Origin of the sequence: uncultured Ferrimonas sp., from assembly GCF_947489035.1 — a bacterium.
In the GTDB taxonomy this organism is placed as follows: domain Bacteria; phylum Pseudomonadota; class Gammaproteobacteria; order Enterobacterales; family Shewanellaceae; genus Ferrimonas.
In genome coordinates this window covers 26,773-47,927 of record NZ_CANLCI010000027.1, presented here as the reverse complement: position 1 = coordinate 47,927, position 21,155 = coordinate 26,773, and the positions used below count along the sequence as shown (strand labels likewise).

At 55.0% G+C, this 21,155-nt stretch carries 22 protein-coding genes; 6 read left to right on the top strand and 16 right to left on the bottom strand.

Annotated features, from left to right (window positions below; genetic code table 11):
* The first annotated feature begins 213 nt into the window (after window positions 1–213).
* The 3 genes from Q0796_RS14690 to Q0796_RS14680 all read left to right on the top strand — a co-directional run bounded on the left by Q0796_RS14690 (window position 214) and on the right by Q0796_RS14680 (window position 2,603).
* Window positions 214–1,119, top strand: a complete 906-nt coding sequence (locus Q0796_RS14690) for a helix-turn-helix transcriptional regulator (protein WP_298444512.1) — start codon at window positions 214–216, stop codon at window positions 1,117–1,119.
* 191 nt (window positions 1,120–1,310) lie between these two features.
* Window positions 1,311–1,442 (top strand): hypothetical protein, encoded by a 132-nt coding sequence (locus Q0796_RS14685; RefSeq protein ID WP_298444510.1) that lies wholly within the window; start codon window positions 1,311–1,313, stop codon window positions 1,440–1,442.
* 321 nt (window positions 1,443–1,763) lie between these two features.
* Window positions 1,764–2,603, top strand: a complete 840-nt coding sequence (locus Q0796_RS14680) for a 23S rRNA (adenine(2030)-N(6))-methyltransferase RlmJ (RefSeq protein WP_298444508.1) — start codon at window positions 1,764–1,766, stop codon at window positions 2,601–2,603.
* An 80-nt stretch (window positions 2,604–2,683) separates the two neighbouring features.
* On the opposite strand, the gene Q0796_RS14675 is transcribed toward Q0796_RS14680, so the two are convergent.
* A complete protein-coding gene (locus tag Q0796_RS14675) occupies window positions 2,684–3,544 on the bottom strand; it encodes a hypothetical protein (protein ID WP_298444506.1) in 861 nt (286 codons plus the stop codon).
* A 233-nt stretch (window positions 3,545–3,777) separates the two neighbouring features.
* Here Q0796_RS14675 and Q0796_RS14670 point away from each other — a divergent pair, with 233 nt between their 5' ends.
* Entirely contained in the window at window positions 3,778–4,641 is an 864-nt protein-coding gene (locus tag Q0796_RS14670; RefSeq protein ID WP_298444505.1) for an alpha/beta fold hydrolase, read from the top strand.
* Here Q0796_RS14670 and Q0796_RS14665 read toward each other — a convergent pair.
* Together Q0796_RS14665 and Q0796_RS14660 are read right to left on the bottom strand one after the other, a co-directional pair.
* The gene (locus Q0796_RS14665) at window positions 4,638–6,263 is read right to left on the bottom strand and encodes a sensor domain-containing phosphodiesterase (protein WP_298444504.1); all 1,626 of its coding nucleotides are present in this window, start codon (window positions 6,261–6,263) and stop codon (window positions 4,638–4,640) included. The genes Q0796_RS14670 and Q0796_RS14665 overlap by 4 nt on opposite strands.
* A 190-nt stretch (window positions 6,264–6,453) precedes the next feature.
* Window positions 6,454–6,864 (bottom strand): MAPEG family protein, encoded by a 411-nt coding sequence (locus Q0796_RS14660; protein WP_298444502.1) that lies wholly within the window; start codon window positions 6,862–6,864, stop codon window positions 6,454–6,456.
* Window positions 6,865–6,973: 109 nt separating this feature from the next.
* Between Q0796_RS14660 and Q0796_RS14655 the strand changes: the two genes are divergently transcribed.
* Both Q0796_RS14655 and Q0796_RS14650 read left to right on the top strand, forming a co-directional pair.
* On the top strand, window positions 6,974–7,444 hold the full coding sequence (locus tag Q0796_RS14655; protein ID WP_298444500.1) for a MarR family transcriptional regulator: 471 nt from the start codon (window positions 6,974–6,976) through the stop codon (window positions 7,442–7,444).
* Window positions 7,445–7,552: 108 nt separating this feature from the next.
* Entirely contained in the window at window positions 7,553–8,218 is a 666-nt protein-coding gene (locus Q0796_RS14650; RefSeq protein WP_298444498.1) for a DsbA family oxidoreductase, read from the top strand.
* Window positions 8,219–8,319: 101 nt separating this feature from the next.
* Here the strand turns inward: Q0796_RS14650 and Q0796_RS14645 are convergent, their stop codons facing one another.
* The 13 genes from Q0796_RS14645 to Q0796_RS14585 all read right to left on the bottom strand — a co-directional run bounded on the left by Q0796_RS14645 (window position 8,320) and on the right by Q0796_RS14585 (window position 21,085).
* Entirely contained in the window at window positions 8,320–9,486 is a 1,167-nt protein-coding gene (locus Q0796_RS14645) for a glutathionylspermidine synthase family protein (protein ID WP_298444496.1), read from the bottom strand.
* Window positions 9,487–10,143 carry a DUF1190 domain-containing protein gene (locus Q0796_RS14640; protein ID WP_298444495.1) on the bottom strand — a complete coding sequence of 219 codons (657 nt, stop codon included), beginning with the start codon at window positions 10,141–10,143 and terminating at the stop codon, window positions 9,487–9,489. It lies immediately after the preceding gene.
* Between the two features lie 8 nt (window positions 10,144–10,151).
* Window positions 10,152–10,553, bottom strand: a complete 402-nt coding sequence (locus Q0796_RS14635) for a DUF350 domain-containing protein (RefSeq protein WP_298444493.1) — start codon at window positions 10,551–10,553, stop codon at window positions 10,152–10,154.
* 124 nt (window positions 10,554–10,677) lie between these two features.
* Window positions 10,678–11,319, bottom strand: a complete 642-nt coding sequence (gene nth, locus Q0796_RS14630; RefSeq protein WP_298444491.1) for an endonuclease III — start codon at window positions 11,317–11,319, stop codon at window positions 10,678–10,680.
* Window positions 11,320–11,332: 13 nt separating this feature from the next.
* Window positions 11,333–12,028: an electron transport complex subunit E gene (locus tag Q0796_RS14625; protein WP_298444489.1), complete on the bottom strand. Its 696-nt coding sequence runs from the start codon at window positions 12,026–12,028 to the stop codon at window positions 11,333–11,335.
* On the bottom strand, window positions 12,025–12,657 hold the full coding sequence (gene rsxG, locus Q0796_RS14620) for an electron transport complex subunit RsxG (RefSeq protein ID WP_298444488.1): 633 nt from the start codon (window positions 12,655–12,657) through the stop codon (window positions 12,025–12,027). Before rsxG ends, Q0796_RS14625 begins: the two co-directional genes overlap by 4 nt.
* A gap of 3 nt (window positions 12,658–12,660) precedes the next feature.
* The gene (rsxD, locus tag Q0796_RS14615; RefSeq protein WP_298444486.1) at window positions 12,661–13,713 is read right to left on the bottom strand and encodes an electron transport complex subunit RsxD; all 1,053 of its coding nucleotides are present in this window, start codon (window positions 13,711–13,713) and stop codon (window positions 12,661–12,663) included.
* Window positions 13,713–16,313: an electron transport complex subunit RsxC gene (gene rsxC, locus Q0796_RS14610; RefSeq protein WP_298444484.1), complete on the bottom strand. Its 2,601-nt coding sequence runs from the start codon at window positions 16,311–16,313 to the stop codon at window positions 13,713–13,715. Before rsxC ends, rsxD begins: the two co-directional genes overlap by 1 nt.
* A 1-nt stretch (window position 16,314) precedes the next feature.
* Window positions 16,315–16,872 (bottom strand): electron transport complex subunit RsxB, encoded by a 558-nt coding sequence (rsxB, locus tag Q0796_RS14605; protein WP_298444482.1) that lies wholly within the window; start codon window positions 16,870–16,872, stop codon window positions 16,315–16,317.
* A 3-nt stretch (window positions 16,873–16,875) separates the two neighbouring features.
* Entirely contained in the window at window positions 16,876–17,454 is a 579-nt protein-coding gene (gene rsxA / locus Q0796_RS14600) for an electron transport complex subunit RsxA (RefSeq protein ID WP_298444481.1), read from the bottom strand.
* Between the two features lie 131 nt (window positions 17,455–17,585).
* On the bottom strand, window positions 17,586–19,469 hold the full coding sequence (locus Q0796_RS14595) for a GGDEF domain-containing protein (protein ID WP_298444479.1): 1,884 nt from the start codon (window positions 19,467–19,469) through the stop codon (window positions 17,586–17,588).
* Between the two features lie 695 nt (window positions 19,470–20,164).
* A complete protein-coding gene (locus Q0796_RS14590) occupies window positions 20,165–20,686 on the bottom strand; it encodes an ABC transporter permease (protein ID WP_298444530.1) in 522 nt (173 codons plus the stop codon).
* A 24-nt stretch (window positions 20,687–20,710) separates the two neighbouring features.
* A complete protein-coding gene (locus Q0796_RS14585; RefSeq protein ID WP_298444477.1) occupies window positions 20,711–21,085 on the bottom strand; it encodes a sirohydrochlorin cobaltochelatase in 375 nt (124 codons plus the stop codon).
* Window positions 21,086–21,155 lie beyond the last annotated feature (70 nt).

Below are 21,155 nucleotides of genomic sequence, written 5' to 3'. Positions count from 1 at the left end.
GCACAATAAATGTGCCGCAAAGGGTTGTCATAGGAGGAATGCTTCCGCACCCGTAGGGAAGGCTGCTGTTCGCTAAGTAGTGCCTGTATCTACTTGGCCAACCGCAGAGATTGGGTAAGGAAGACACTTCAAAAGATAGAAGTTATGCCCTTTTTTGCTGTCATCAAAGTTGTGGATGTAACGCTAATCGACTGAAATTGCTAAGGAAGGCGAATGATTCGAAGCGAAGTAAGCCCAGCGGTTAAGGCACCGCCGTGGCGGCAGTATTTACTGCAATTGTGTGATGAGTTTGGCGCAGACAGTGGCACGTTGTTTTTGGCTGATCCCCTCGGCCACCCCCAACAGTTACTGGCAAGCCATCGCTCTGACGTGGTGTTGCCACCCCAAGCGACGGTAGAGCAATTGACTCTAACCAGCAGCGCGAATGGCCCCCACGAACGGGTACAGTTGTTGTTGCAGCGTCAGCAAGCGCAGTTCAGTTCGCAAGAATCGGGATTGATTGCGTCGCGGTTACAACGTTGGCAGCGACAATGGCAACAGCGGCAGCTGTTGCAGCAGATTGAGAATCAGGTGTACCAAATGATGTGGGCACCGCGCTGGCGCCAGCCACTGTTGGTGCTGGATTGTGATGGCAAGGTGCTGCACAGCAACGGTGCCTTTGAACGTTTGTGCGAACGGGAGTGGCTGTCGCTGTTTCAGCGGCAGTTACAGTTGCGAGATAAGCTGCAACAGCAGCAGCTGCAGGAGAGCATCGAACAGCTGCGCAGCTGCAAAGATGGCCAGGCGCGGCAGCTGTTGTTGGGGCCGAAGGCGGATTGTTGGCGTTTGGATCTGCACGGCATGGTGGATGGTGCCGCCCAGATCCTACTGCAATTTACCAGCATCACCTTTGGCGAAAATGGTGGTGCGCTGCTGTCGGTGATCCGCCTGTTTGGCTTATCGCCGCAAGAAGGGCGGGTGGCGATGCGTATTGCCCAAGGGGTGCCAGCCAAGGTCATTGCGGCGGGCTTTGACGTAGAAGAAAGCACCATCCGCACCCACATTCGCCACATCTTAAGCAAAACCCAATGTCGAAATCAGATGGAGCTGGTGGGTCGGTTAAATCGCATTTTGCTGTAGGGCGATAGCCGCTGTTTATGTTGTGATGCACCGCACAAAAAACAAGCTTATGTTTTTCAATCGCTTAAACAAAAAGCCTGCAAAGTGACCATTATGGTCTAGCGATTGACTGCTTCTTGCCCATTTTCCCTGATAGACTGGCTCCGCTTTAGGCTCGATATACGAGCCTTTTTTTGGTTGTGGAGCTGTGAATGTTCGAATTGTTCCTATTGGCACTGTTGGCGATCCCGTTAACGCTCTTACTGCGCCCAGTGCTGTCCTTTGGTTGGGCTTTCGCCGCCGACGCGATTGCACGCCGATTTGGGGAAAATATCGACGATTGAGCCGCGTCAATTCAGACGCAGTTATGGCACGGAACGCCAAGCATTAGACTAAAGTCGTAGGTGTGCTCTGTTTTCGTGTTGGAACTGGTATGAATATTTTAGTGGCGTTGGCACTGTCAGCCTTAATCGTGCCTTGGGTCTCGCCATGGGTCGATCGCCTGATTGATGCACTGGCTGAGCGAATGTCGTCGCAAAAGCGCAAATAAGCTGCAATTACGCTGTCATTTTGTCGTGGCAGCGACTTTCCTTTCGATCCGGCACACTGTTGTTGCTGCAGTTTGCTATATTACGCGGTCTTTCAATTCCTAAGAGTGTCGCATCATGCTGAGCTATCGCCACAGCTTCCACGCTGGTAACCACGCCGACGTGTTAAAACACACGGTTCAAGCGCTGATCATTGAAGCCCTAAAAGGCAAGGATAAGCCGTTTGTGTACCACGACAGCCATTCCGGTGCCGGTCGTTACGATCTGCAATCCGAACACGCTGAGAAAACCGCTGAGTGTGTTGATGGCATCGGTCGCCTGTGGGGCTTGGATTGCCCGCAATTGCTGCACCCTTACTTAAAGGCGGTAAAAGCCATTAACCCAACGGGTGATCTGCGCTACTACCCAGGCAGCCCGAAAATGGCGGGGTTGTTACTGCGCGCCCAAGACCGCTTGGTGCTGACCGAGCTGCACCCAACGGACTTCCCGCTGTTGAAGCAGGAGTTTGGCGGCGATCGTCGTGCCAAGATCTACAAGACCGACGGTTACCAGCAGCTGCGTGCCAGCTTGCCACCGCAAGAGCGCCGTGGGGTGGTGTTGATTGATCCACCTTACGAGCTGAAAACCGAGTACGCGGATCTGGTTAATGGCATAGAGCAGAGCATTAAGCGATGGGCGACCGGCACGTACGCCATCTGGTACCCCGTGGTGTTCCGTGAAAACATCGACTTTGTTGAGCGACGCCTGAAGGCGTCGGGCATTAAGAGCATCTTAAAGATTGAGATGAACGTGATGGGCGACAGCAACGCCCACGGCATGACCGGCTCCGGCATGATTGTGATCAACCCACCTTGGAAGCTCGAACAGCAGATGAATGAACTGCTGCCGTGGCTAACGGAGAAGCTGGCACAAGGCCCCGGTAGCCGTTTCTCTGTTGAGTGGCTGGCGGCGGAATAAGCCTCGATGACCCAAAAAACCAGCCTTATGGCTGGTTTTTTTGTGGCGAAAAAGAGGGGGGCAGCAATGCGTTGGCAAGCCTAGCGGTCTAAATCAACCAGCGCTAACCATTTGCCATTGGGGCTGACATCTAAGCGACCAATGGTGTTGATCCCAAGGGGCTTTAGATCGGCTATTTGCTGCCATTGTTGCTCGCCTTGTTGCCACTGCAACAGCACGCTGCCACGGCCTTTCCAAATGGTGTTGCCATCACGCCAGGTGTAATCCTCGCTTTGCTGATCAATTGAGATCAACGGGGTAATGGCGCCCGTGCTGGGCTGGTAGCGTTTGATCACCCAATCGGCGTTGATCTGTTTGTGAACAAAGCTGAACTGGTTGCTGGCGGGGATAGCGTGGATGCTCCGACCAACGCTGGCGGCAACAAAGTGGCGCTCGTCGGCTTGCTCGCCATTGGGCTCGAAGTAGAGGTGATGGCCATAGCGCGCCCACAACAGAGTGCCTACGTCGGCGTTACGGGCGTAATAACCGCTATCAATAAAGCTGCGAACGGCACGGCTGCGCGGTTTGCCTTGCCGCTGACGCCATACGCTTTGATCGGGCACTCCTTGTTCAACCACGTACACCAGCTCATCGTTGCTGTCACCGGATTGTGGTGAAAATTCATTTTCATCTGGGGTGTTGGTGCGGTTGGTAAGCAGCCCATCACTTAAGTGGTAAGCCATGATGTCCATGCTTTCGCCACCATTATTGCTGGAATAAAACAGTTGGCTGCTGTCGCTGCTAAAGGCCGGTTGGTTGTTGTAACCCTCACTTTGGCTTACCTGTATGGGCTGGCCAAATTGCAGTTCGGCGTTAATCGGCAGCAGCATGATCTGTTGCGCGCTGGCCATGATTGGCAGTAATAACGCGGCCCCGAACAAAGGGCGTAGTGGGCTAAGCATATCCATTGCTTCCTTTATTGTTGTTGTGTGTCACCGTGGCTAGTACGGCTTAATTACTCACCGATTTAAGCACAGCGATTACCCCGTGCCAACTGCCCAACGTTGCTGCTTATGTGGGTGTTTATGGGGGGGGGGCGCATTTGCTCATGCGCGGTAGTGAATCGGCATCAATTGCATTTGGGCGGCAATGGCAGCATGTTGGGCAGACCCCCACATCACCAGACTAAGCCTTGATGCAACCACAGCAAATCCAGTGTGCCGATGGCCAACCGCTCAGCGTTCATTGTTATCCCAGTACGCAGCAACCTTCCCGTGGGGCGGTGTTGTTAGCCCCCGCGCTTGGGGTGCCGCAGCGTTTCTACCGCGCCTTTGCCACCCACCTTGCCAGCCAAGGTTATCAGGTGATCAGCGTGGATTATCGCGGCATTGGCGATTCGCCATTGCAGGTGGCGGCGGACGTGGATGTACGCATGAGCGATTGGGGCACTCAGGATCTCCCTGCGGCCTTGGGTTACTTAAAAAGCCAAGCGCAGGGGCAACGTTGTCATGTGATTGGTCACAGCTGTGGCGGCCAATTACTGGGGCTGTCGCAGGCGCTGGATGGCATCGCCAGCATCACCTGCATTGGATCATCGGTGCCATATTGGCGCTATTACGGCCGTAAGCAGTGGAAAATGTGGCTGTTTTGGCATCTGTTATTGCCACTATTAAGCCAAGGCCAGCGTTTTCCGGCGCAGCAGGTGGGGTTGTCGAAGCAGAGTTTACCGGTGGGGATCATTCGTCAGTGGGCACGTTGGGGACGCAGTAAAGATTACCTGTTTGATCCCCGCAATGGCTTTGATCTTTCTGGCTACCACGCTTATCAGGGGCCGCTGTTGAACATCGGTTTTGTCGATGACGATTATGCGCCACCGGCGGCGGTGGCCGATCTCGCCCAGCGTTACTCACAGGCGCGCCACAGTGAACGCATTTGGCAATGGGATGAAGTAAAGGCGGTTGGTGGGATTGGCCATTTCAATTACTTTCGCCCCAGTCACCAAGCGCACTGGGGCGAAATCAGCCAATGGTTACATCGGCACGGGGCGAACGCCGCTTAGTTGCTGTTCAGTTGTTGCAGCAGCACTTCGGTGGCGGTGATGTCAGCCGGGCGTTGTAAGAAGTAACCTTGGGCAAAATCACATTGGAACTGCTCTAACAGCTGCAGCTGTGATTCCTCTTCGATCCCTTCGGCCAGCACCTTAACCCCCAACATCTTTGACATTTCGATGGTTTGCTTAAACAGCACCTTATTGAAATCGCTGGTGTCGATGTCGTTAATGAATTCGCGGTCAATTTTAATCTTGCCAATTTTATAGGCCAATTGACGCAATAACTGCAACGAGGAATAACCGGCACCGAAGTCATCCAACACCAACAGCAGATCTAAGCTCCGCAGCTGATCCATGTTATGGAAGAAATCTTCTTGGTGAGAGATCTCTGCGGTTTCGGTGATCTCAATCTCAATCGCATCGGCGGGGCAGCCCGTTTGCAGCAGCACCTGTTCAACCGCCGCGGCAAAGCCACTGGATTCGCAGGTTTTGGCCGAGAAGTTCACGGCCACTGGCGGCACATGGGCAAAGCGTTGGCGCCATTGCATTACCTGACGACACACCTTGGCAAACACATACAGATCAAAGTCGGTGTTGTAGCCGGTGTTTTCGGCCACGCCAATAAACTCAATGGGGCTAACGTGGCCCAGTTGTGGGTGCTGCCAGCGAGACAACGCTTCAAAACCGATAACTTGGCGTGTGCTCACATGGTACAGCGGCTGAAACACCAAGTTGATTTGATCGGCTTCCACGGCACGAGGCAATTCATCAATCAGCAGTTTATTACGCAGCAGGCTGCCACCGTGGTGCTCTTTGGCAAAGGTGTAGTAACTGCGACTGAAGCCTTGGGAGTGGATGAACGCAATTTCAGTGGCGATGTCCATCTCTTGAAAGGTTTGAAACGGACGCGCATTGGCGTTTGCACCGATGCTGAACTGTTTTTTCACAACCGCGCCGGGCTCGAGTTCGATCGGGGCTTCCATGGCGCGGCACAGTTTCTGACAGCAAAGCTCAACGTATTGCTGGAACTCGGCATTATCTTGGTTGGGATCGCCAATGTGAACCATGCCAAACTTGGCCCCAGAGAAGCGCACCACCAACCACTCTTTGCCCAAGGTTTGCTGCAGCAACTGCACCACTTTATTGAGGTAACGGTTGCCGCTTTCAAAGCTAAAACGAAAGTTAACGGTAGAGAAGTTATCGACCTTCACGATCAAATAACCCAGATTTTGGTGGCGCTGAGGATCTTGGAAAAAACGGTCAGAGCGGATGCTGACCGCCCAGCCATTAGGCAGGCTAGTGACCGGATCTAAGCCCCGATGTTGCAATAATCGCAGCGACAGTTTCTGCTCGCCAGTGGCCAGAGTTTCGGATTCAAAGAAGACCGGTTGGATTTCACCTTGAGCCTGTTGGCACAACCACACATCATCAATATTGAACTCAGCGTCATCCACATTTTGAAATTGGATCAGCTTCAGAGTCAGTTCTTCATCGTGAAAGAGAAATTCGCTGACGCTTTTTTGCTGGAGCTGGTCAATGTTGTAACCAAAGGCATGAGTAAAAGCCTCGTTGCAGCGGATAAACCGATCGTTACGGGTGATAAGCGTGGGGTGAATCGAACTCTTTGACATCAATAATTTCTCTGAGATATGCGCGGCGCATCAACGCCTGTGTTAATACAATTATTGTTGTTCTGATTATGTTTTTTTTAGGCATCCACCTATGAGTTAATTGAACTACAACTGGCGCGATTTAGACATGATCTTGATTACAAAAACTGAGTTCCATGTGGATGTTAATCACCAATAGCGGATGATTTTTTCAGAAATGCAGCCCCAGTAACACCAGCAAAATCAGGTTGGCGATTAGCCCAATGCCAAAAAAGTAGCTGCGCGGGCTGGGGTTCTTTTCCGTTGCGATGGCGTAAAACAGCACCATGTGGATGATGCGTGCCACGGCAAAGGTCCATACCACCATAGCCAACAAATCCGCATCAAGGCCGAGATAGATCGCCAAGGCGATGGTGGCCAGCATCATCGGTACATTTTCAAGGGAGTTTTGGAAGGTGCGGTGGCTGCGAAACACAAAGGAGCTGTGGCTCAGTTGCGGATCCACAATGCCCGGCACATAGCGGCGCTGTTTGCGGTGGGCACCAATCGCGACGATGTGTTGCAGCAGCATGGTAGCGATGATCACGAAGACGGCGATAAGGCTGAGTTTATAGGTTTCCATGGGGCATTCTCTTTATTTCAGTTGTGCACAATTTAATTGTTTCTGATGGTAATTGAGTTCTTCGGGGGAGGCAAGTATATTGTGTGCAATCTAATTTAAGGAGGCACCGATGGCTGTCACCCATTCCGGCGATGAAAACAGTCGCGTTGAAACGGTCGATAGATTGCAGCTTGATAACCAAGTGTGCTTTCCACTTTACAGCGCCGCCAACGCGGTGATCCGCGCGTATCGGCCACTGCTGGCGCAGCTGGATCTAACCTATCCGCAATATCTGGTGATGATGCTACTGTGGCAGCACCAGCAGCTGAACGTGAAAGCGCTGGGGCAGCAACTGCATCTGGACTCTGGCACCCTAACTCCGCTGCTGAAAAGGCTGGAAAGTAAAGGCTTTATTACCCGCCGCCGTTGCAGCGACGATGAACGGGTGCGCTTGATTGCGCTGACCGAGCAAGGCCAAGCGTTGCATCAACAAGCGCAGCAAGTGCCTGAGCAGATCCGCTGTCAGGTGAAGATGCCGACCGATCAACTGCTGCAGCTAAAACAGTTGTGTCAGAGCCTGTTACAGCACGTGGATAGCTAATTTTTTTGCTTGTTGGTTCACCCTTAGGGAAACAGCGCGCCCTAAGATAAGGCGGCCAACATCAACGGGATACCCCCAATACACCCCCGCGCGAAGGGATCCGCAACCATGCAAACCTTAACCATTGATATCGTCTCTGATGTGACCTGCCCATGGTGCATTGTTGGCTACCAAAGCCTGCAGCAAGCGCTGCAACAGCTGCAAGGCGACATCGACGCCAAATTGCAGTGGCACCCGTTTGAGATCAACCCACAGCTGGGTGCTGAAGGGCAGTTGAAGCGCGACAACCTGACCCAGAAATACGGCTTAACCGACGAGCAGATCGCCCAAAACCAAGCGATGATCACCCGCCGCGCCAATGAGCTGGGTTTTGATATGCGCTTGGACAAACAAGACCGTACCTACAACACCTTTGACGCCCACCGCTTATTGCACTGGGCCGGATTGCAGGGGCAAGACACGGCCCTGAAACTGGCGCTGTTTCGGCTGTACTTTACCGAGGGCGGTAACCCCAGTGATCCGCAGCAACTGTTGGAGACGGCGGTCAGTGTTGGCTTAGACAAAGAAGCGGTGCAGGTGGTGCTTGGCAGTGATGAGTTTGCCGAAGAGGTGCGTGCCGACATCGCTCGCTATCAGCAGATGGGGGTAACCTCGGTGCCCACCTATGTGATCAACGGCAAATATGGGATCAGCGGCGGTCAGCCGGTAGAGGCCTTTGTTGATGGTTTGAAAAACATCGCTGCGAAAGAGAACGCCGAACAGCAGATGCTGTAAGCGCACCGGCAGTGATCAACCGATCAGCACCAAGAACAACGGCCGCAATCGCGGCCGTTGTGCTTGATGGAAGATGAAGAGATTATCGCGCTAACCGTGCGTCAATCAACAATGCAGTGGGGCACAAAGCGAGAGAGATCTTGGGTAATGCGGCTGTGATCTTCCCGTACCGAGATCCCAGCGGCTTTATCGCCAATCAACCAAGAGCCAATCAGCGCATTATCGTCGCCAAATTTAGGCAGTTGATGGTAGGCCTGAATAATAAAGCCCTCTTCGCCATATTCGCCGCCCGAGGATTCCACCACCTTGCCGCTCTCGATGATCTCGATGTTGGCGCCTTCGCGGCTGTAAATTGGCTTTTTCACCCACTGGCCGCTGCCACTGCGATGGGCTTCATCGGCAAAGTAGGCTGGCAGCAGGTTCGGGTGGTTGGGAAACATCTGCCACAGCAGCGGCAGCAGGGCTTTGTTTGACAGCACCGATTTCCATTCTGGTTCCAGCCAGCGCACATTGGCTTTGCCAAGGTGATCGCCAAACTCTTCCCGCAGCATAAACTCCCACGGATACAGTTTGAAGCAGGCACGGATCAGCTCGTCGTTGCCATCCAAAAACTCACCTTTGCCACTTAAACCAATCTGTTCGATGGCGGTGTAAACGGTCTTAAAGCCCGCTTCTTCGGCGCAATCTTGCAGGTATTGCACGGTGCCACGATCTTCAATGCTTTCAGCGCAGGAGGCAAAGTGCAGCGGCACCGCTGGCCACTCTTGCTTAAATTGTGCAAAGCGATTGATCAGCGCTTCTTGAATGGAATTAAACTGATCCGAGCCACTGGCAAGGGTGCCATCTTTCAGTCGATCTTCCAGCCACAGCCATTGGAAGAAACCACTTTCATAGAGGCTGGTTGGGGTATCGGCGTTGTTCTCTAGCAGCTTGGCTGGGCCGGTGCCGTCGTAGGCTAAATCGATGCGGGCATATAAGCTTGGCTCGTTCAGGCGCCAAGCACGGGCAACGGTTTCCCAGTGGGCTTGAGGAATGGCGAATTTCTGCAGCAGCTCTTCAGAATTAACCACCTTATCCACCGCTTCAAGGCACATCTGGCCAATCTCTTCGGTGGGATCCTCAATGTCGTTTTCGATTTGAGCTAACGAGAACTGGTAGTAGCGGCTTTCATCCCAATACACTTCGTCGTACATGGTATGAAAATCAAAGCCGAACTCTTCCGCTTGCTGCTGCCAGTGGGCACGGGGGCTGACTAAATGACGCTTCATTTAGCCCCCAAAGCTGCGTGAGCCAGACTTGCTGCTCATGCGGGAATTGCTGGATTTTTGCGCCGCCATCTTGCCAAAGCCACCACTGCGGGTAACGCGCGTTGGGGCGCTTGGCTTATTAAACGCCGATGGCGAGGTGCGAACGGTTCGGTCGCCGGCTTTGCCAACCACGGTGCCGTTACCGGTAAACAGTTTGCCCCGCAGTGGCGAGGTTTTAGAGCGGGAGCCATACACCGGGGCGTATTTGGTGGAACGACCACCAGAGAGCATGTTGCCCATCATGTAGCCCATCATCATCGGCATAAACCACGAACCACCGCCATCGGCTTGGTTGCCTTCAGGGTTGCCTTGGGCCCCTTCTGGCGCGGGGGTACAGGCTTCAGGGCCAAATTCGGTTTCGCAATCCGCTTGGCTGGTAAAGCGCGGCGCAGTCGCGAGGTGATCCATCTGGGCAGACCCAAAAATCTGCTCACACAGCTGGGGTTGATCGGGGTATTGCGCCACACACTCATCCACATTGCTGTAGATCTGCGCGGTTTCTTGCATCTCGGCGGGGCTACAGCCAGAGAGCACTAATGATACCGACAAGGCAACGCCGCTGGTGGTTGGAATGGATTTACGAAAACGGGCCAGACGCACGTTATTACTGCGTTTCATAGGGGCTCCTAGTAGCTCATGCAGGCGGCGTTTAATACGCCGATGCTGATGTTAATGCTGGCCAGCACAATGGCACTGGCCAGATGATTGTCTTCAATTTTGGCAACGATGTCGGTTAAAAGTGCAAACCGAACCACGGCAAAGGCCAACAGCTGAGCAAGCAGGGCAACGGCGGCCCAAGTGGCAAAGTCGACGTAAGTAACCGAATGGCTAACGGCAGAGGCTAAGGCGATGGTGTAGCCCAGCAGGGCACCACCAAGGCTGAGGGCGGCGGCGTTGTTGCCGGCTTTGATCAGCGCCCATTCATCAAAGGGGGTGATGAAGGCGTAGATCAGTTTAAACAGGGCGATGGCGACAACGCCACTCGCAAAATAGCCTAAAAAGGCACTGAGTCCTGCCACGATATCCATGTTGTTTTTCTCCTTAATGCCATCAATTTGTCGTGCGGTTGTCGCGCCTGGATCTTAAGGCTGTCACAGAGCGCCACTGTAATGGGCTTTGCAGCGACGGATAAACGGCCCATGCCGCGATGAGTTACTCGTCAGGGTAAACCTTATCCTTAAACTCACACAGATCTTCAATAATGCAAGAACCACAGCGGGGCTTGCGGGCTAAACAGGTGTAGCGACCATGCAAAATCAACCAGTGATGCACATCGACCTTGAACTCTGCGGGCACCACTTTGAGCAGCTTTTGCTCAACCAAATCGACGCTTTTGCCGATGGCGAACTTAGTGCGATTGGAAACGCGGTAGATGTGCGTATCAACCGCAATGGTGGGCCAGCCAAATGCGGTATTGAGCACCACATTGGCGGTTTTTCTGCCCACGCCAGGCAGGGCCTCGAGCGCAGCGCGATCCGCTGGCACTTCGCCGCCGTGTTGATCGACTAGCATCTGCGCCGCTTTAATGACATTGACCGCCTTGGTGTTGAACAGGCCAATGGTTTTGATGTGCTGCTTAACGCCGTCAACGCCCAAATCCAGCATCGCTTGCGGGGTGTTGGCTACGGGAAACAGCAAGCGGGTGGCTTTGTTGACTGACACATCGGTTGCTTGGGCGGATAACGCCACGGCCACCAGCAGTTCATAGGGCGAGCCGAACTCCAATTCCGTTTCTGGGTTGGGGCGCTGTTCCCGTAGCCGCTCTAAAATTTGGCGGCGTATTTCCTTATTCATAACGTCCTTTGGCCTAATTGGTGACGCGTACGCGCTCAACCGGTTTGGCTTGTTCTGGCTTAGGCGCAAACAGCGCTTCGACTTTGTCGTTTACTTGGTTCTTCGCGGCGATCAACAAGCCCATGGCAATGAACGCACCAGGGGGCAGCAGCGCCAGCAAGAATGGGCTGTCTAATTGGAACAGTTCGATGCGCAGAGCACTGGCCCACGGGCCTAACAGCAGCTCGGCGCCGTCGAACAGCGTGCCTTGGCCAAGCAGTTCGCGGGTGCCGCCCAGCAGCGCTAAGACCACGGTAAAGCCCAGCCCCATCATCAAACCATCCCACGCTGCTAACGCCACGTTGTTTTTAGAGGCGAACGCTTCAGCACGGCCGATAATGACACAGTTGGTCACAATCAATGGCAGGAAGATCCCCAACGACAGATACAAACCGTAGGCGTAGGCATTCACCAACAACTGGACGCAGGTCACTAGGGCGGCGATGATCATCACATACACGGGAATGCGGATCTCATTGGGGATCCCTTTACGCAGTAACGACACCAAGACGTTGGAGCCAAACAGCACCACCATCGTCGCGATCCCAAGCCCTAAGGCGTTGGTGAGGGTGTTGGTTACGGCGAGCAGCGGGCATAAGCCCAATAGCTGCACAATGCCAGGGTTATTCTTCCACAGGCTTTGCCACACAATGTCGCGATATTGGCTCATGATTGGGCTCCACAAGTTGGTGCTGCCGCGATGTTGTCTTTATTGCGATTAAAGTAGATCAGGGTATTTTTTACCGCTTTAACGTAGGCTCGCGGGGTGATGGTTGCGCCAGTAAATTGGTCAAAATCACCGCCATCGCGTTTAACGTGAAAGCGCGGATCCTTATCGCCCTGCAAACGGTAGCCAGCAAAGCTTTCCACCCAATCCGAGCGGCGGGTGTCAATCAGATCACCAAGCCCTGGGGTTTCATTGTGTTGCAGGGTACGAACGCCCAGCAAGGTGCCTTGCCAGTCCACCCCAACAATCAGATCAATTTCGCCGTTGTAGCCATCGGGCGCGGTGGTTTCCAGCGCCATCGCCACTGGAGCGTCACCAAAAGTGGCCACAAACGCTTGATGGGGTTGATCGTTCCCCAAGTACTGCAAGCTGGTTACTTGGTGGCAGTTTTGGTGCGGCTGGTTGTCGTACAGCGCTGCGGGAATGATCTGCTCTAAGGTGTTGATCAGTTGCAGCTTTTTTTGCTCAGCAATTTGATCTTTGGTGCCCGCGTAGGTCAGGGCAACAAGGCCGGCCGCGGCTAAACCAAAGGCGCCCAGCAGTAAACCATTTTTCTTCATTGATTGGATCATGGCTTAACTCCGGTGACCGTAGGTGGTTGGGCGAGTGTAGTAATCGATTAACGGCACACTCAGGTTGGCCAACATCACCGCAAACGCAAAGGCGTCGGGGTAGCCACCAAGCGTACGGATCAGGTACACCAGTAAGCCGATAAGGCCACCGAAGACGAGGCGCCCCTTGGTGCTGGTGGCGGCGGTAACAGGATCGGTGGCAATAAAGAATGCGGCAAACATGGTGGCGCCGGACATCATATGAAAGATAACGCCGCCGCTGCCATCGGGATCCAGCAGCAGATCCAACAAGCTAAACAGCGCCAACGAGGCCAACACGGCCACGGGAATGTGCCAGCGGATCACCTTGAGCTTCAGCAGGATTAAGCCGCCCAGCAAAAAGGCGCCGTTAAGCCATAACCAACCTTGGCTGCTGAGGGCAGAGAAGATCGGCTTGGTCATCGATTCCGAGGCGGTAAAGCCCAGCGTGAGATCGGTTTTCAGGGTATCCAGTGGCGTAGCCATGGTGCTGCCATCAATGCCAAGGCGCAGTTGCTCCATCGACAGATTGATGCTGTCTAACCCAAAGAGCACCGCTTGCAGGCTATCGCCGAAGCCGATCAGCTGCTGTGCCAGTGGTTGCGGTGGCAACCATTGGGTCATCACCGCTGGAAACGAAATCAACAGGGTTACGTAAGCCGCCATGGCTGGGTTAAACAGGTTTTGGCCGATGCCACCATAAACCTGTTTCACGATGGCGATGGCAAAGATCGCCCCCAGTACCGCGATATACCACGGCGCAAGAGGCGGTAAACAGATCCCCAAGAGCACACCGGTAACCACGGCGGTATTGTCACTTAACGTGGCTTTGACGTCGCGGCCGCGTAGGGCGACACAAGCCGCCTCTACGCCAACGCAGGTGGCCACCGCTAAGGCGATCTGGATCAGATTGCCCCAGCCGAAAAAGTACCACTGCACGAGGATCCCGGGCAGGGTGGCTAACGCCACCAGCTGCATCACTTTGCTGGTAGGCATTCGCACTTGCAGGTGCGGGGAAGAGGCGATTTTAAATGCCATTAATTGTTCTCTTTATTTGCTTGCTCGGCGGCTTTCTTCGCCTTGGCTTTGGCAATGGCGGCGGCCACTGCGGCTTTGCGTTTGTCTGCTGGCTTGGCGCTACTGACGGTTGTTGGCTCGGTTGCGCCGTCATCGGCGACAACCGTCGCCTCAGCCTGAGCACCAGAGTCGTCATCAATCTGCTGGGCCCGCTCAGCCGCTTGCTTGGCTTTCGCTTTGGCAATGGCGGCGGCCACGGCGGCGGATTTCGGCTTGGCGGCCACCGGCGTTGCCGCTGCGGCAGCAGTGTCCGTGCCTGTGGCCGTATCAGCATCAGTACCAGCAGAATTAGCCCGCTCAGCCGCTTGCTTGGCTTTCGCTTTGGCGATGGCGGCGGCCACCGCGGCGGATTTCGGCTTGGCGGCTTGAGGCGCAGCGGTGTCGGTTGCCACGCCCGCTTCAGCGGCTTGCTTGGCCTTTGCTTTGGCGATGGCGGCGGATTTAGGCTTGGCGGCCACCGGCGTTGCCGCTGCGGCAGCAGTGTCCGTGCCTGTGGCCGTATCAGCATCAGTACCAGCAGAATTAGCCCGCTCAGCCGCTTGCTTGGCTTTCGCTTTGGCGATGGCGGCGGCCACCGCGGCGGATTTCGGCTTGGCGGCTTGAGGCGCAGCGGTGTCGGTTGCCATGCCCGCTTCAGCGGCTTGCTTGGCCTTTGCTTTGGCGATGGCGGCGGCCACCGCAGGTGACTTCGGCTTGGCGGCTTGAGGCGCAGCGGTGTCGGTTACCACGCCCGCTTCAGTGGCTTGCTTGGCCTTTGCTTTGGCAATGGCGGCAGCCACCGCGGCGGATTTCGGCTTGGCGGCGGCCTCGGTCTCGGTGCCGGCCTGTTGCGCTGCTGCCCGCTTGGCTTTCGCCCGTGCAACGGCGGCAGCGGCTGCTTTTCGAGGATCGGCCTCGTCACTGCTTGGGTTGGACTCACTGTGCTCGGCTTGGGCCGCTTTGGCGGCTCGTGCCTGAGCTTTGCGCTGGCGGCGTAACTCCGCCATATCCACTTCGCCGCTGTCGTTGTGTTCGGCGCTGGCCGCTTGAGCGGCTTTTTCCGCTTTCAGTTTCGCGATGGCGGCGGCGACACCGGCACTGTTGGCGGCGCCACTGGCCGCTTTGCTACTGGCGGCCTTTTTATGACGATTTTCCCGCTCTTGTTTCTCTTTATCTAAGCGGGCTTGGCGTGCTTCAAAGCGGATCTTGGCGGCGGCGGCTTTCGCGGCGGCGGCTTTCTCTTCTCGAACCGCGGATTTCGCGATGCGGTAGTGCTGCACCAAAGGGATGTCAGACGGACAAACAAAAGCGCAAGCGCCGCATTCGATGCAATCAAACAGGTTCAGCTGTTCGGCTTTGTCGTGTTCGCCGGCCTGAGCGTGCCAATACAGTTGTTGTGGTAACAGTTGCTGAGGACAGGCTTGGGCACATTCCCCACAACGAATGCAGTTGCGCGGCTGTGGCTGCGGCGGCAATTCATTGAGGCTTGGGGCAATAACGCAGTTGGCGCCCTTGCTGATGGCGGCGCTGCTGTCGGGCAGGGCAAAGCCCATCATCGGCCCACCTAAAATCAGCGGTTGCTGCGTTAAGGCGTTGGTGTGGGTGTGTTGCAACAGCCACGCCACGGGGGTACCGATCCGCACCCAATAGTTGCCCGCTTGCTGGGCTTGTTCGCCGGTTACGGTAACCACCCGTTCAATCAACGGCTCGTCGTTACAGATGGCACGCTTGATGGCAAAACAGGTGCCCACGTTGTGCATCAATACGCCCAGATCCGCTGGCAACTTGCCTTTAGGCACCTGTTGACCGGTGAGGATCTCAATCAGCTGTTTTTCGCTGCCCGAAGGGTACTTGGTGGGAATGGTACGCACCAGTACCTGCGGCATCTTGGCCTGGGCCAATGCCTGCTCCATTGCGCGAATCGCTTCGGGCTTGTTGTCCTCAATGCCGATCAACACCCGTTCTGGGTTGATGATTTGGCACAGCAGGGCGATCCCTTGCAGGATTTGCGGTGCCTGTTCGCGCATTAAGCGGTCATCGGCGCTGATGTAGGGTTCACATTCGGCGCCGTTGATCAGCAGAAATTTGATCTTGTCTTGGGTGGCTAACTTCACCGCCGATGGGAACGTCGCGCCGCCCATGCCGGCGATCCCCGCCGCGGCAATGATCTGTCGCAACGCTTTGGGGCTGAGTTCGCTGGGGTTGCTGATCGGCTGCTGTGGCCGCCACTGATCCTTGCCGTCGCTCTCCAGCTCGATGCACAGCTCGGACAATCCCGATGGGTGCGCGACCGCCATAGGGGCAATGGCGGTGATGGTGCCAGAGGTAGGCGCGTGCACGGGCACCGCCATCGGGCTATCGGCTTCTGTGAGCGGTTGGCCTTTTAAGACCTGCTCTCCCACGCGAACCAACACCCGCCCTGGGGCGCCGATGTGCTGGCGTACTGGCACCCGCAGTTGTGGCGGCAGCGGTAAGGTAGCGATCGCTGCTTGATTGGAAATTTCTTTACGCTGTGGCGGATGGATCCCGCCAGGGAAGGTCCATAATTGGCCGCGATCGATCTGTTCTAACAATGTGTGCACGTTATGAAACCTGTTTCACTGGGATGCGGGAGATGTCCCAGTTCCAATTTTGGGTCGTGGTGGCGATAGGGCGCATCTCGATGCAATCAACCGGGCAGGGCTCGACGCACAGATCGCAACCGGTGCAGTCGTTGGCAATGACGGTGTGCATCTGTTTGCCGGTGCCAACAATGGCATCCACTGGGCAGGCTTGAATGCATTTGGTGCAACCGATGCAGTCCTCTTCAATGATGAAGGCCACAGTTGGGGTGCTGTCTTTGGCTTCGGCATCCAGCGGCTCGGGTTCCACCCCCAGCAGATCGGCCAGTTTGGCTACGGTTGCTTCGCCGCCCGGTGGGCACCGGTTAATGGGGGCTTCGCCTTTGGCGATGGCTTCGGCGTAGGGGCGACAGCCAGGGTAGCCGCACTGGCCACACTGGGTTTGTGGCAGTGTTTCTTCAATCTGCTCGACAATGGGATCGCCTTCAACTTTGAAGCGAATGGCAGCAAAGCCCAATAACAGGCCAAAGATCAGCGCTAAGCTGGCAACGGCAATCACCGCGATAGCAATACTACTCATCGATTACTTCACCAACCCGATAAAGCCCATAAACGCCAACGACATCAGTCCGGCGGTGATCATGCCGATTGAGGCGCCCTTAAACGGGGCGGGTACATCGGCAGCGGCTAACCGTTCGCGCATGGCAGAAAACAGGATCAACACCAAGGCGAAACCGGCGGCGGCGCCAAAGCCATACAGCACCGAGCTGGTGAAGTCGTGTTGTTCGTTGATGTTCAATAAAGCCACGCCCAGTACGGCGCAGTTGGTGGTGATCAAAGGCAGGTAGATCCCCAGTACACGGTGCAACGAGGCACTGGTTTTGCGTACAACCATCTCGGTCACCTGCACCACTACCGCGATCACCAAAATGAAGGCGAGGGTACGCATGTAGGTTAGATCCAGCGGCACCAATAAATATTGATGCACTAGGTAGCTGCAGGTGGAGGCGAGGGTAAGCACAAAGGCGGTCGCCATCGACATACCGATGGCGGATTCCAACTTGCTGGATACGCCCATAAAGGGGCAAAGGCCAAGGAATTTGACCAACACAAAGTTGTTGACCAACACCGTGCTGACCAGCAAGAGCAAATATTCGGTCATGTAAACGAGATCACTTCTAATAGGAAGCGAATATTATCGGCAAATAGCGGCCGTTAAACAACTGACGAAAGTTACGGTTATTCGTTGAATGGCGAAACCTTAGGCGCCCCAGTGCACAACTGGGGCAAAAACTAGGTCTGTTTGGCCATCAGCGGTTGCGGTGCCGAGAGCAAATGGCCCTGAACCCCATCCACGCGGAGTGCTTCGAGGGTGATCCGCTCTTCGTATTTCTCGATGTGAGTGGCGATAACGCGGATCTCTAAGCGCACCGCAATGTCCAGCAACATCTTGATGAAGAATCGGTTATTCGAGTCTTGATCCACCTCTTTGGTGAAGCTGGGATCCAGCTTGACGAAATCGGGCTTCAGGCTTTGTAAAGAGCGGAAAGAGGTTAAGCCGTTACCAAAGCGTTCAATGGCGATGCGTACGCCGTGTTGGTGCACGCGCTGGAACCACTTAGACAGTTGGCGCGGGTTTAGATCGATGGATCGTTCGCTGAGCTCCAACACCAAGCGACCAGACAGTTCTGGGGTGCGGGCGATGCGCTCCTCTAACCAAGCGAGGAACTCACTGTTGGTGACCGAGTGGGTGGCGAGGTTGAGGCCGTAGCATTGATCCGCTTCACCGTGGTGGAGCACCTGCCGCACAACGTTGGTGAAGATCAGCTTATCTAGCTCAACGGTGCGATCGGCGCGGCTGGCCATGGCAAACAGCGTTTGGGTGGGCAGTGGGTTGCCATCCTTGTTGGTAAAGCGGGCAAACAGCTCGTGGTAGATGGGCTTGTCTTCGCTCAGCGACATCAACGGCTGTTGGGTAAACTCGATGCGGTTGTTGTCGATCACATCGGCAATCACCTCTTCCCAGCGATCGGCATCGATATCCAGATCCATTAAGGTGGGTTCAAGGCAGTAGTACGCGTTTGGCCCTTCCGATTGGGCAATGCTGATGGCGGTATCGAGGTGGATCAGTAACTGGCTGACTCGATCGCCAGACTGGTAAGGCACCACCCCAAGGTAACCGGCACTTGGCACCTCTTCGCGTTCAGCAAGTTCGGCTAACTGGCGCGAGAGCGGCAGCAACAAGGTGTTGGTGGCTTCGTCATCGGCATTGGGTAAACGCAATAAGAAATCGGTGCCGCTGTAGCGATACAGGGCCAGCTCTGGATTGGCGATCACCACCTGCTGCAGATAACCGGCAATGGTGGCCAAATAGATGTCGCCACTTTGCTTGCCCAAACGGTTGTTGATTTCGTCTAAGCTGGCCGCGCGCAGCAGCAGTAAATGACCGCGGCTGTTGGCGTGGGAGTTAGACTCTTCCATGTCCAGATTGAAGGCCGCGCGGTTAGCCAGGCTGGTGACCGGATCGGTCATCGCTTCTTGCGCTTGTTCGGCGTTGGCTTTTTGCAGTTTGTTGAAGTGCTGTCGAAGCTGATCGCGGGTGGATTTAAGGCTTTTCGCCAGCGGCACCAATGGCCCACGAACGTTATCAACAATCGATGGCAGATCAAGGCTTGGCAGGCGCCCAACCGCTGCTTCCATCGCTTTTAAGTTCTTGCGTTGCTTGCGGCTGCTAACAAAAAGAATGAGGCAAAATAGTAGATTAACGGCGGTTAACCCTGCGGCTAGAGTGATTAACCCTGCCACGTTCTTTTCTAAATAATAATCGGTGTCCATACCGATGGTGACGCGGCGTTCGCCAATCAGAAATTCATCTTGTAACAGCACCGGATCCAATAACGGATTCAGTGGGTGGCTGGTGGGCTTAAAGCGGCCAAACTTCCAGGGCACGGCGCTGTCTGGGGAAAATATCCGAGTAAATTGCACCGGATAACGAGCCAAGGTGGTTTCAATCTGCTGCTGATCCCAGCCAGCGATCTGACGTAATTCGGTCATGACCGCCAATTGATCTTGGGCAATGTGTTGTTTGGTGCTGTCTAGCAGGTGGAAACCCAATGCTGCCAGAACCAGCAGCTGAAAGCAGATCAACAGTGTTATAGGTAATCGAGAGCCGATCATGGTGTGGAAACGTCCTTTTTCATGCACCTGACATTAGGATACACCTTCATAACGATATTGGGTCAAGTAACTTGCCCTCTAACCGTGAAAAAGTGCGGCCTGCTGAACAACCGGTTTAATGGTTGATATTGTTGAGGAATGTTCATTGCCTTGCGGGCGAGCAACCGCCGGTTGTGCCGTGACGACGGGCTGCTGCACACACCTCGAATGATCAAACGTAATCATTGTGACGGAAGGCTGATATAAATTACTGATTTATTTAATATAAATCCTTTGACTACGGCGTTTTTCAGACTTTAGCTGTGTTGTGCCAACCTTGGCATTGACTTGGTGAGCCAGGCAGCGGTGATCACAGACTAAGCGCAGACGAAGAAAAGGGTAAGGAATTGCTGTTGTTTGTTCAATCGCCTTGCCGGCGGCAAGCAGAGCCGTAAACCGAACCGTTGGGACAACGGGGTTAAGGCTGGGCGAGAAAGCGCCAGATCAGCAACGGCCAAGAGCCCAACGGAGCGCAAGCAAACGAGGCCAAGAGAAACGAGGCATAGGTTAGTTCAGCGCAGGTAATAAGCGTAGGCAAACCGCGCTTCACGGTTCTGGGAGGAGGATGACATTGTGTTGGGCCAGCCGGGCTTGCCAACATAACGGCTTGAATTAAGAAGGTTTAGGTTGAAATTTGCGCCGGTTTCGCGGTGTCGTTATTGCCACTTAAAGCGCCAGCCTGCAATGGCGAGCGAGCCGATGGTGATCAGCAGCAGCACCCGCAGATGATCGCCAATGGCCAACAGGTTGGCGCCGTCGATGATAATGGCGCGGTTGGCGTCATTAAGGTGGGTGAGGGGCAGCAGATCAGCCAGAGTGCGCACCCACGGTTTGCTGCCTTCCAGTGAAAACCAAATACCAGAAAGGAACATCATCGGCCACGACAGCAAGTTAAGGATGCCGTTGCCAAACTCCTCCGAGCGGGTGGCGCTGGCCACCAGTAAGCCGATGCTGATCATCGCCGCAGTGCCTAAAGTCATGGTCAGTAGCAGCAGTAAGGGATTGCCGACGGGGCGAATATCAAACAACAGCGCCACCAGCGCAAACACAATCACCGCGGTCGCCACGATGGCGAATAAGCGTGACAGCAGCTGTGAGGCTAAAAACTGGTAGGCCCCCAACGGGGTAACCTGCAGGCGCTTTAATACGCCGCTGCGCCGGTAGCGGATCACCAAAATTGGGGCATTGCATGCCCCGTTTTGTTAATTGAGGGTAATGCCCGCGTGTGCTGCGGCTTGTTCAAGGTGGCTCAGGTCGCGCTGGCGTACCTTGGCATTGTTGCCAAGGCCAGACAGCACTGGGATCACTGCAACGCCCAGTTGCTGCAGTGGCGATTTCCATGAGTCGGCTTCGTCACCGGCCATGTCGTTGCTGGCGTGATCTCCGGCCACTACCATCAAGGGGCGCAGGTGCGCTTTGGTAACGTGGTCGTGCTGGATCTGGCTTTTTATGCGCTCGAAATCGGGGTGGCCTTCCACTAAGCCCACGTAGATTTGTTGTTCTGGATATTGAGCCCGCAGCGCTTGTTGCAGCTCGTAGTACAAGCCGGTAGAAAGGCTCGAATTGCCGTGGCCCATGTAGATGAATAGCCCCCCACTTCCATAGACATCTCAGAGCCTTACAATAAGGCTCGAACAAGGAGATGTT

Excerpts from the sequence above, each read along its gene's own strand:
- rsxD (WP_298444486.1), bottom strand. The coding sequence starts at position 13,713 with ATGGCATTTAAAATCGCCTCTTCCCCGCACCTGCAAGTGCGAATGCCT.
- Q0796_RS14675 (WP_298444506.1), bottom strand. The coding sequence starts at position 3,544 with ATGCTTAGCCCACTACGCCCTTTGTTCGGGGCCGCGTTATTACTGCCA.
- Q0796_RS14595 (WP_298444479.1), bottom strand. The coding sequence starts at position 19,469 with ATGATCGGCTCTCGATTACCTATAACACTGTTGATCTGCTTTCAGCTG.
- Q0796_RS14670 (WP_298444505.1), top strand. The coding sequence starts at position 3,778 with ATGCAACCACAGCAAATCCAGTGTGCCGATGGCCAACCGCTCAGCGTT.
- Q0796_RS14650 (WP_298444498.1), top strand. The coding sequence starts at position 7,553 with ATGCAAACCTTAACCATTGATATCGTCTCTGATGTGACCTGCCCATGG.
- Q0796_RS14625 (WP_298444489.1), bottom strand. The coding sequence starts at position 12,028 with ATGAGCCAATATCGCGACATTGTGTGGCAAAGCCTGTGGAAGAATAAC.
- Q0796_RS14685 (WP_298444510.1), top strand. The coding sequence starts at position 1,311 with ATGTTCGAATTGTTCCTATTGGCACTGTTGGCGATCCCGTTAACGCTC.
- nth (WP_298444491.1), bottom strand. The coding sequence starts at position 11,319 with ATGAATAAGGAAATACGCCGCCAAATTTTAGAGCGGCTACGGGAACAG.
- Q0796_RS14635 (WP_298444493.1), bottom strand. The coding sequence starts at position 10,553 with ATGGATATCGTGGCAGGACTCAGTGCCTTTTTAGGCTATTTTGCGAGT.
- Q0796_RS14690 (WP_298444512.1), top strand. The coding sequence starts at position 214 with ATGATTCGAAGCGAAGTAAGCCCAGCGGTTAAGGCACCGCCGTGGCGG.
- rsxG (WP_298444488.1), bottom strand. The coding sequence starts at position 12,657 with ATGATCCAATCAATGAAGAAAAATGGTTTACTGCTGGGCGCCTTTGGT.
- Q0796_RS14645 (WP_298444496.1), bottom strand. The coding sequence starts at position 9,486 with ATGAAGCGTCATTTAGTCAGCCCCCGTGCCCACTGGCAGCAGCAAGCG.
- Q0796_RS14680 (WP_298444508.1), top strand. The coding sequence starts at position 1,764 with ATGCTGAGCTATCGCCACAGCTTCCACGCTGGTAACCACGCCGACGTG.
- Q0796_RS14655 (WP_298444500.1), top strand. The coding sequence starts at position 6,974 with ATGGCTGTCACCCATTCCGGCGATGAAAACAGTCGCGTTGAAACGGTC.
- Q0796_RS14665 (WP_298444504.1), bottom strand. The coding sequence starts at position 6,263 with ATGTCAAAGAGTTCGATTCACCCCACGCTTATCACCCGTAACGATCGG.
- rsxB (WP_298444482.1), bottom strand. The coding sequence starts at position 16,872 with ATGAGTAGTATTGCTATCGCGGTGATTGCCGTTGCCAGCTTAGCGCTG.
- Q0796_RS14640 (WP_298444495.1), bottom strand. The coding sequence starts at position 10,143 with ATGAAACGCAGTAATAACGTGCGTCTGGCCCGTTTTCGTAAATCCATT.
- Q0796_RS14660 (WP_298444502.1), bottom strand. The coding sequence starts at position 6,864 with ATGGAAACCTATAAACTCAGCCTTATCGCCGTCTTCGTGATCATCGCT.
- rsxA (WP_298444481.1), bottom strand. The coding sequence starts at position 17,454 with ATGACCGAATATTTGCTCTTGCTGGTCAGCACGGTGTTGGTCAACAAC.
- Q0796_RS14585 (WP_298444477.1), bottom strand. The coding sequence starts at position 21,085 with ATGGGCCACGGCAATTCGAGCCTTTCTACCGGCTTGTACTACGAGCTG.